Source organism: Dietzia sp. B44 (genome assembly GCF_014145245.1).
Lineage (GTDB): Bacteria > Actinomycetota > Actinomycetes > Mycobacteriales > Mycobacteriaceae > Dietzia > Dietzia natronolimnaea.
The window spans coordinates 1-9,263 of sequence record NZ_JAALEF010000280.1 but is presented as its reverse complement, the minus strand read 5'-3'; the positions used below and the strand labels follow the sequence as shown (position 1 = coordinate 9,263).

The 9,263-nt window shown below is 69.3% G+C and carries 10 protein-coding genes; 5 read left to right on the top strand and 5 right to left on the bottom strand.

What is annotated here, in order from left to right; translation table 11 throughout:
* Positions 1-82: 82 nt before the first annotated feature.
* From G6017_RS09870 to G6017_RS09860, 3 genes are all read right to left on the bottom strand, one after another.
* Entirely contained in the window at positions 83-2,236 is a 2,154-nt protein-coding gene (locus tag G6017_RS09870; protein ID WP_095718237.1) for a copper-translocating P-type ATPase, read from the bottom strand.
* A 64-nt stretch (positions 2,237-2,300) separates the two neighbouring features.
* The gene (locus G6017_RS09865) at positions 2,301-3,830 is read right to left on the bottom strand and encodes a multicopper oxidase family protein (RefSeq protein WP_095718238.1); all 1,530 of its coding nucleotides are present in this window, start codon (positions 3,828-3,830) and stop codon (positions 2,301-2,303) included.
* Complete coding sequence (locus G6017_RS09860) at positions 3,823-4,110, bottom strand: SHOCT domain-containing protein (protein WP_095718239.1); 288 nt, start codon at positions 4,108-4,110, stop codon at positions 3,823-3,825. The genes G6017_RS09865 and G6017_RS09860 overlap by 8 nt, the downstream gene beginning before the upstream one ends.
* A 97-nt stretch (positions 4,111-4,207) precedes the next feature.
* Between G6017_RS09860 and G6017_RS09855 the strand changes: the two genes are divergently transcribed.
* The 5 genes from G6017_RS09855 to G6017_RS09835 all read left to right on the top strand — a co-directional run bounded on the left by G6017_RS09855 (position 4,208) and on the right by G6017_RS09835 (position 8,131).
* Positions 4,208-5,296 carry an RNA polymerase subunit sigma-70 gene (locus G6017_RS09855; protein WP_344390938.1) on the top strand — a complete coding sequence of 363 codons (1,089 nt, stop codon included), beginning with the start codon at positions 4,208-4,210 and terminating at the stop codon, positions 5,294-5,296.
* 123 nt (positions 5,297-5,419) lie between these two features.
* Positions 5,420-5,977 (top strand): dihydrofolate reductase family protein, encoded by a 558-nt coding sequence (locus tag G6017_RS09850; RefSeq protein WP_095718241.1) that lies wholly within the window; start codon positions 5,420-5,422, stop codon positions 5,975-5,977.
* Between the two features lie 65 nt (positions 5,978-6,042).
* Positions 6,043-6,333, top strand: coding sequence for a DUF4287 domain-containing protein (locus tag G6017_RS09845; protein WP_182617158.1), 291 nt, complete (start codon positions 6,043-6,045; stop codon positions 6,331-6,333).
* Between the two features lie 99 nt (positions 6,334-6,432).
* Positions 6,433-7,335, top strand: a complete 903-nt coding sequence (locus tag G6017_RS09840) for an enoyl-CoA hydratase-related protein (RefSeq protein WP_182617157.1) — start codon at positions 6,433-6,435, stop codon at positions 7,333-7,335.
* A gap of 40 nt (positions 7,336-7,375) precedes the next feature.
* Complete coding sequence (locus G6017_RS09835) at positions 7,376-8,131, top strand: SDR family NAD(P)-dependent oxidoreductase (RefSeq protein ID WP_095718244.1); 756 nt, start codon at positions 7,376-7,378, stop codon at positions 8,129-8,131.
* 19 nt (positions 8,132-8,150) lie between these two features.
* Here the strand turns inward: G6017_RS09835 and G6017_RS09830 are convergent, their stop codons facing one another.
* Together G6017_RS09830 and G6017_RS09825 are read right to left on the bottom strand one after the other, a co-directional pair.
* Positions 8,151-8,465, bottom strand: coding sequence for a hypothetical protein (locus tag G6017_RS09830; protein WP_146166326.1), 315 nt, complete (start codon positions 8,463-8,465; stop codon positions 8,151-8,153).
* A 458-nt stretch (positions 8,466-8,923) separates the two neighbouring features.
* A partial coding sequence (locus tag G6017_RS09825) for an alpha/beta fold hydrolase (protein WP_182617156.1) occupies positions 8,924-9,263 on the bottom strand: 340 nt, incomplete at its 5' end.

Here is a 9,263-nt window from a genome sequence, read left to right as displayed (position 1 = left end):
GCGTGTTACTGACCCACGCTCCTAGGGGGACGGAACCGGATCCGGGTTCTCGACATGAGCGACCAGATCGGTCACACCGTGGTCATGTGCGGGCCAATCGTGCCGGGTCGAGGTCGAGGCGGCGCAACAGCTGGGCGTTGAGCGCCACCACGATGGTCGAGACAGACATGAGGATCGCCGCGACCGCGGGGGAAATCGCCACGCCGACAAAGGCCAGAACCCCGGCGGCCAACGGCACAGCGATGACGTTGTACCCCGTTGCCCACACCAGGTTCTGCCACATTTTGCCGTAGCTGGCATGGGAGAGGTCGATGATAGACAGGACCGCCCGCGGGTCGTTCGCGGCGAGCACCACCCCGGCGGATTCGATGGCCACATCGGTCCCGGCACCGATCGCCACGCCCACATCAGCGCGAGCCAAGGCGGGGGCGTCATTGACCCCGTCGCCGACCATCGCCACCCTGTGCCCGCGCTTCTGGAGCTCGGTGACCTTGGCGTCCTTGTGCTCGGGAAGCACCTCGGCGAACACCTCGTCAATCCCGAGGTCCGTGGCCACGGCGTCCGCGACCTGCTGGGCGTCGCCGGTGATCATGGCGACCGAGACCCCACGGGCGTGCAGGGCGTCGATCGCCTGCCGGGACTCCTCCCGCACGGCGTCCTCGAGCGCGACGGCCCCCAGGATCCGGTCACCTTCGGCGACGTGCAACACCGACGCCCCGCGCGACACCCACTGCTCGGTCACCTCCGCGACGTCGGTGGGAATCGACAACCCCAGTTCGTTGAGCATGGCGGGACCGCCGACGCTGGCCTCGGTGCCATCGACACGGGCGCGGACCCCACGGCCTGGCAGGGACCGGAAATCGGTGGCGGCGATCCGCTCGCCGGCCGGCACCCGGTCATCGGCCGCCGCGACGATAGCCCGGGCGACGGGGTGTTCACTGTCGGCCTCGACCGCCGCCGCCAACGCCAACACCCGCTCCCCGGTGACCCCGCGCGCGGCGGTGACTCCCGTGACCCGGTGCTGGCCCTCGGTCAAGGTGCCGGTCTTGTCGAACAGGACCACATCGACGGTGCGCATGCGTTCGAGCGAGAGCCGGTCCTTGACCAACACCCCGGACCTGGCCGCTCGTTCGGTGGAGATCGCGATCACAAGTGGAATAGCCAACCCCAGCGCGTGGGGACAGGCGATCACGAGCACGGTCACCGTGCGCACCACGGCCTCGTCGACGTTGCCGAGCAACGCCCAGACCGCAAACGTGAGGATGCCCACGACCGTGGCGAAATAGAACAGGAACGCCGCGGCCTTGTCTGCCAGAGCTTGCGCTCGGGACGAGGAGGCCTGGGCGTCGGCGACCATCCGCTGGATGCCGGCCAGAGCCGTGCTCTCGCCCACCGCGGTGATCCGAACCCTCAGCGCGCTGTCCGTCGCAACGCTTCCGGCGACCACGGTGTCGCCGGCTTCTCTGGTGACCGTCTTGGATTCGCCGGTGATCATCGATTCATCGACTTCGGCACGGCCGTCGGTGACCGTGCCGTCGGCGGGCACCCGCGCTCCTGCGCGCACGAGCACCAGGTCCCCCAACTCGAGGTCCGGAAGCGGAACTGCGACAGTCCCGGAATCCGTGATCTTCTCCGCCGAGTCCGGCAGCATGGCCGCCAGCGCATCGAGGGCTCCCGAGGCCGAGCCGAGCGCGCGCATCTCGAGCCAGTGCCCGAGCAGCATGATCACGATAAGCAGCGCCAGTTCCCACCAGAAGTCCAGCTCGAACCCGCCGAGGCCCAAGGTGGTGATCCAGGAGGCGACAAAGGCGACAGTGATCGCCATGGAGATCAGCAGCATCATCCCCGGGCGGCGCGAGCGGAGTTCGGCCCAGCCGCCCGTGAGGAACGGGGTGCCGCCGTAGAGGAAGATCACCGTGCCCAGCACCGGGGCGATCCACATGGCGCCGGGGAAATTCGGCATGGTGTAGCCGAGCAGATCGGCGACCATGTGGCTGAAGTACACCACCGGGATCGCCAGCACCAGCGACGCCCAGAAGCGACGGCGGAACATCTCCCCGTGTGCCCCGTGCCCAGCGTGTCGATCGTGGCCCCCGTCCTCGCCGTGCCCGCCCGGCCCGACATGGGCGACGTGCTCGCCGTGCTCGGCGGGGGGCGGGCTGTGAACCTCGGCGCCGTGGCCGTGTCTGGTCGGCGCCGGGTTCGGTTGCGCGGGTCCGTGTTCCGGATGCGACATCAATAGCCTCCTGGGAGTGGCGGGGCTCAGGGGTTCGGCTGTCTTGGGTGTTTCAGGGTGTTCACTAGGCCAGGTAGGACAGGGTGGTCATCATCCCGGCCTCCTGGTGATAGGCGTTGTGGCAGTGAAGCGCCCACTGGCCGGGGTTGTCGGCATCGAATTCGATCTCCACGGTGCGCATCGGTCTGATCGTGACGGTGTCCTTGCGCAGCCCGGTATCGGGCAGAGCGAAGGTGTGTCCGTGCAGGTGCATGGGGTGGAACATGTCCGACATGTTGCGCATCCGCATACGAACCCGTTGCCCTTCGTTGACGTCCAACGACGTGATGTCGGGGTGAGCGCGGCCGTTCAGGGTCCACCTGTACGGCGACATGGTCCCGCCCATGTCCAGACTGTGGTAAACATCGTGCCCCTTCTCTTCCAGTCGGACGTCCGCGCGAGGCGCCAGATCGGTGCCGAACAGCACCTGCCGGTCCAGCTCGTCGGGTCGGGACCGGGTAGGCAGGTCGCCCGCAGCGGTGCGCACCAGTGCCTGCCCGTGACCGGTCTTGCCCTCGGCCTGCGCGAACAACGGGAAGACGCCGTCGCCGAGGGTGACGAGCACATCGAACCGCTCGCCCATCCCGACCATCAGTGCATCGGTATCCTGCGGCACGACCGGGAAGCCGTCGGTGTGGGTGATGGTCATCCGGTGCCCGCCCAGGGCCACGCGGAAGGCGGTATCAGCACCGGCGTTGATGAGGCGGATACGCGCTCGCTCCCCGGGTGTCGCGTTGAACACCATCGGGTCCTCCGGGACCCGCCCACTGACCAGGTAGAGCGGATAGCTCACGTCCCCGGCGCCGCCGAGCATCGGCGAGAGCATCGTCTCGGAACCCGTGTCCGTGGCGCCCATACCTCTCATGCCGCCGTGGTCCATCGCGCCCATTCTTCCCATCCCAGATCCGCTGCCCATACCTGCGGCGTCACCGATGCCCAGGTCGCGGGCAACATCGTCGGGGGTACGACCGGTGCCGTCGAGCCAGTCGTCGAGCACCACGATCCACTCGTGCTCATGGTCACCGGGCTCGTTCGGGTCGTCGACGATCAGGGGCCCGTAGAGTCCGCGGTCGAGTTGGAGCCCGGAGTGCGAATGATAGAAGTACGTGCCCGCGTGCGGGACGGTGAACTCGTAAGCGAACCGACCGCCGGGGGCGATGGGGTCCTGAGTCAGGCCGGGTGCCCCGTCCATGTCGTTGCTCAGTGCCAGTCCGTGCCAGTGCACGCTGGTTTCCGCCGGCAGCTGGTTGTCCACCTCCACCTTGAGCAGATCCCCGACACGGGCACGCAGTAGCGGCCCGGGCAGGCTAGGGTCGTAGCCCCAGGTGGAGACGACGCGTCCACCGAGATCCACGTCGACCGGACGCGGCGTCAACCGCGCTGAGACCACCCGTTGGCCCGCGCTGCGGCGCGCCAGCTCGGCACGACGGACAGCGTCCGACAAGGGCTGCACGGGGGTACCGGTCGGCGGGCCCGCTCCGGAACAGGCGACGAGCGCCCCGGCCCCGGCGAGGGCTGAACCGAGGAGGAAGGACCGGCGGGTCAGCTCAGACACGGGGCCGCCCGTGCTCGGGTTTCGTCGGTACGGAGTTGCCGGAGCGCGTCAGCTCCTCTCGGCGGGCCACGAACTCGTCGGAGCCGATCTCTCCGCGGGCGAAACGCACTTCGAGCACTCGAAGCGGATCGGCCTCCGGCGCGGTGCGTCCGTGCCCCCCGGAACGGTCATTACGGAACATCATGGCCAGCATGGACAGCACTGCCGCCCAAAACACGAGCATGCACACCGCCATGATGATCCACCCGGTGGCACTCAGCTGACCCGACCAGCCCATCATGGTCGTCACCGTCCTTCGGTTGGTGACATCAGCATCGCGCGTGCACGCACCAGTTCAGGTAGAGGTCGCGTGAAGTTTTGATCAAGAAGGCCGGCCGCTGCATCGGCGGTGGACACTGTCCCCCGGAACCTGTCGCCCGGCCGCCGAACCACACCACAATTCCGCACCCCAGGCGGACAATGACCGCGTGAACACGACCGAGGCGGAGACCTACCGCCGCGAGATCCTCGGCTACTGCTACCGCTACTTCGGCTGTATCGCGGAGGCCGAAGACGCAACGCAGGAGACGATGCTGCGTGCGTGGAGGGCGCGGGATGGCGCCGAATTCGGCGGCCGCTCGTCGCTGCGTACGTGGCTGTATTCCATCGCCACCCACGTCTGCCTGGACATGGCTCGCGCGCCGCAGCGACGCAGCCTTCCGGTGGACCTCAACGAGCCCGGCCGCGTCCCAGACGACCCCACGTCGCTGGCCACCATGCCCGAGCAGATGTGGATCGGCCCGGCGAGCGACGCCCATCTCGGCGTCGACCCGTCCGCCACCGCCCTCGCCCGCGAATCGGTCCGGCTCGCCTTTGTCGCCGCGCTGCAGTTCCTGCCACCCCGGCAGCGGGTCGTGCTGATCCTCCGCGATGTCCTGGTGCTCTCGGCGGCGGAGTGCGCGGACCTCCTCGACATGTCCGTGGCCTCGGTCAACTCCGCACTCGCCCGGGCGCGCAAGACCATGGCCCAGCACGGGGCCACTCTCCCAACCGACACCGCGGACGACGCCCCCGCCTACGACACCCGGCTTCTCGAGAAGTACGTCGCCGCCTTCGAGGCCTACGACGTCGACCGCCTGGTCGACCTGCTCACCGAGGACGCGGAGTTCAGCATGCCGCCGTTCGAGCTCTGGCTCCGCGGCCCCGCGCAGATCGAGCGCTGGTGGCGCGGCCCCGGGCAGGTGTGCCGCAACTCGCGGACCATCGTCACCTCCGCCAACGGCCGTCCGGCCGTCGCGGTCTATCACGACGGCGGCGGTCGAGACGAGAGCCGAAACGACGCCGGCGTTCGCGACTCCAGCGCGGCTCGATGGGAGCCGTTCGCGATCCACGTCCTGGAGTCCCGCGCCGGCCGCCTCTCGGCCCTCACCCACTTCATCGGCGCGGGCCACTTCGCCGAGTTCGGCCTGCCCGCCCACCTGCCGTAGGGAGAATCCCCGCCGCACCGATCACTTTCGGCGCCTCGCACCGTCTACCCCTGTGAAGGACGGCCCTTCGGGCCCCGAGCACCTGCTCGACCGGGCCCCCGAGTCCCCTCAGGAGGGATCATCATGAGCCGCACGATCACGGCCCACATGTTCTCCACGCTCAACGGCGTGACGGAGCATGCCGAGCACTGGCAGTTCGACGCCTTCGGACCCGAGGAGATGGAGTTCATGCAGAAGATGACTGCCGCGACCACGGACCTGGTGCTGGGCCGCACGCTCTGGCAGGAGTGGTCCGGTTACTGGCCCGGTGCGCAGGACCCGTTCGCCGAGTGGGTCAACCCGGTCCGCAAGCACGTGCTCACCTCCACCCTGACGGGCGAGCTGCCGTGGAACAGCGTTATCGCCACCGGTGATGCGGCCGGGTACCTCGGGCAGCTGCGGCAGGAACCGGGCGGCGACATCGCGATCGCGGGTGGCGTGGAGACCACCAGGAGGCTGGTGCTGGCGGGCCTGGTGGACGAGCTCACGCTGACCATCCACCCGGTGATCTCCGGTGAGGGCCGCAGGCTCTTCGACGAGTCCGTCCCCACGACGCGCCTGCGTCTGTTGAACTCGACGCAGACCCAGGCGGGCAACATCGTCGCGACCTATGCCCTGCGCTCGGACTCCGCGGACGCCTGACCGGACCCACTCGCTCATCACCCGAAACCCATCACCCCGCCGCCTATCGATCAGAGGAGAATCCGATGTCCTTCCAGGCGTATCTCGACACCATCGACACCAAGACCGGGCTGACGCCGCGGCAACTCGTGGATCAGGCGACCGAACGCGGTTTCGGCCCCGGCACCAAGGCCGGGCCGATCCTGGAGTGGTTGAAGAACGACTACGGGCTCGGCCGCGGCCACGGCATGGCGCTCGTCCACGTGATCACCAAGGGGCCTCAGATCAGCTCGAAGCACGTCGGCTCCACCGGTTCACACGCCGACGCGACCGACATGCTCTGGCTCGATGGCGCGGCCACCAACCCGAACCGCTGAACCCGGATCCTCCCCCGTCGAGCCGGCGGCGAGTATGCGCAGCCGGTCAGTATCGGATCCCGGCCCCACCACCCGCCACCGCGGGTAGCGTCCGTCACCATGCAGCCCTCGCCCGACCAGGCACCCGAGACCGCAGCCGACCAGCGAGAGGTCGTCCTCGAGCGCCACGACGACGTCGCCGTGATCAGGCTCAACAGCCCCGATCGGCTCAACGCGGCGACCACGCGGAACCTCACCGACCTCGTCGCCGCCCTCGACGCCTGCGACGCCGACGACGACATCCGGGCCGTGGTGCTCACCGGCACCGGGCGGGCGTTCTGCGCGGGGGCCGACATCTCGGGCGGGGGCGACACCTTCGCCGTCGATCCCGGCCAGGACACCGGCAACCCCCCGCCGGACACGGGCGGCCTGGTCTCGCTACGCATCTTCCGGATGACCAAGCCGATCATCTCGGCGATCAACGGCTCGGCCGCGGGCGTCGGGGTGACCATGACCCTGCCCACCGACGTGCGTATCGCCGCGGACCACGCCAAGTTCGGGTTCGTCTTCACGCGACGAGGGTTGGTGCCGGAGGCGTGCTCCACCTGGTTCCTGCCCCGCATCGTGGGCATCTCCACGGCGGTCGAGTGGACTGTCGGCGGCAGAACCATCCTCGCCGGCGAGGCCCTGGAGCGCGGCCTGGTGCGTGAGCTGCTGCCCGCCGACGAGGTCCTCCCCCGCGCCATCGAGATCGCCCGCGAGCTGACCCGCGGCACTGCCCCGGTGTCGGCGGCGCTGACCCGCCAGCTCATGTGGCGGATGCTCGGCGCTCCCGACCCCGAGGTGGCCCACCGCGCCGAGTCCATCGGAATCTACACCCGCGGCACGTCCGCCGACGTCCGCGCCGGCGTCTCCGCGTTCCTGGCCAAGGAGGAGCCGGACTTCCCGGACCGCGCCTCGGACGGCCTGCCCGACCTCTTCTCACCTGAGCTACTTCCCTCACTGCCTCGCCGCATCATCTGACCGGTTCCACCGCCACCCCCCACCTCGGAGAGGACTCCCCATGACTTCTGTCGACCTCACCGGTCGCGTCGCGATCGTCACCGGATCGACCGCCGGCCTCGGCGCCCGATTCGCCCATGTGCTCGCGGACGCGGGCGCGACAGTCGTCGTGACCGGGCGGCGTACCGAGAGGATCGAGGAGGTCGTCGACGCGATCAGCCGACGCGGAGGCAGCGCGCACGGCGTTCGGCTGGACGTCGCCGATCCGGCCTCCGTCGAGTCCTGCCTCACGGAGGTGACCGAGCGTCTCGGCGCTCCCCGGATCCTGATCAACAACGCCGGCATCCCCGATGCGCAGCGCGCACACAAGATGCCACTGGAGCTCGTGGACGCCGTGTTGGACACCAATATCCGTGGCCCGTGGCTCATGGCGACCGGGGTGGCCCGACGGTTGATCGTGGCCGAAACCCCGGGCCGGATCGTCAACATCTCCTCGATGGCCGCGTACCACTACGCCGGGAACGGGGCCGCCCTCTATGCCACGACCAAAGCGGCACTCAGTCGGATGACGGAGGCCCTCGCCGTGGAGTGGGCGCGCAATCTCATCAACGTCAACGCCATCGCGCCGGGAGTCTTCGAGTCGGAGATGACCGACGGGATGCTCGAGCGGGTCGGCGACATCGCGCCCGGGTTCCCGCGGAAGCGACTCGGCGTACCCGAACAGCTCGATTCCACGCTGCTCTACCTCGTCTCGGACGCGTCAGAGGCGGTCACCGGGACCGTCATCAAGATCGACGACGGGCAACTCCCCCGCTGAGTCAGCCGCCGCGCACCTGTCACCGATCAGCTCCGGACGCGTACTCCGACGCCAGCTGCCGCAGTGCGTCGTGGTCGCCTCCCAACAGGTCCACGGGTGGGCGCATGCCGGGCAGGGCGACCGACTGCAGGGTCCACCAGGAGGTCGCAGCTTCCGGATAGCGACCGGCGTCCAGCACCCGGTTGATCGCGCAGATGATGTTGTTCGGGTCGCGCGGATCGAAGTAGTCCAGTTGGAATCGCGGGTAGACCCATCTCCGGTCGCCGCGGAGCGCGATCAGGCGGCCGTCTCGCGCGAACGTCCGAAGTGCGTCGGCGGCGGTGGATTCGGACAACACTCCGCGCCGCGCGAGGGCCTCAGCCGCTTCGACCGAGCACATCAGAGGCACCCGCATTGCGGCACCCCGCGAGACTGAGACCGCAACGGCACGGGCACGACGAGCGGCAGTGGCGCCATCTCCGGCACGCGGTGCCGTGGGTCCCCGGAGGAGGTCCATGTCCGGAGCCCGGACCGTCTTCACGGCCCTGTCGATCTGCCCGGCGACCCGGCCGAACGCACTGCGACGATGCACTTCCCGCAGGACGACGTCCGAGAAGACCTGGTCGTCGAGCTCCCTCAACGCGCGATTCGCCCTGTCCCCCGGCGCGACGGATCTCTGGGACAACGGTCGATTCCGAGAAGTCATTGACGACCACCCCGCCTTCTGGGGAAGAACTCTAGACCGTCCGGGGGGTTGCGGCGAGGAGCAGTGTCGGCACGATGCTGCGCTCGGCGACCCGAGAATGTCCCGCATCAGGCCTCGGTGCGGCGCCACCAGTCGCTGATCGCGGTGGCCAACTCCTCAGGCGTCTCGACCGGCAGCATGTGCCCGGTCTCCGGGATCTCCACGTAGGTCACCGCCCGGGCGCCCTTGCTGCTGGCGCCCGCACCACCGCCCCCGGCACCGTTTGCCTGGGCCCACCTGCGCTGGTCCTCGGTGGGCACCACCTGGTCGTGTGATGCCCCCACGATGAGGACCGGGCAGGGCGCCTGCGCGGGGAAGGTACTGCGGTCCGGTCGCGCACCCAGGGCCACCGAGTGGGCGGCGAACCGCTCCGGCCCGTACCCGCGCGCCGCGCGCAGCCGCTCGGCC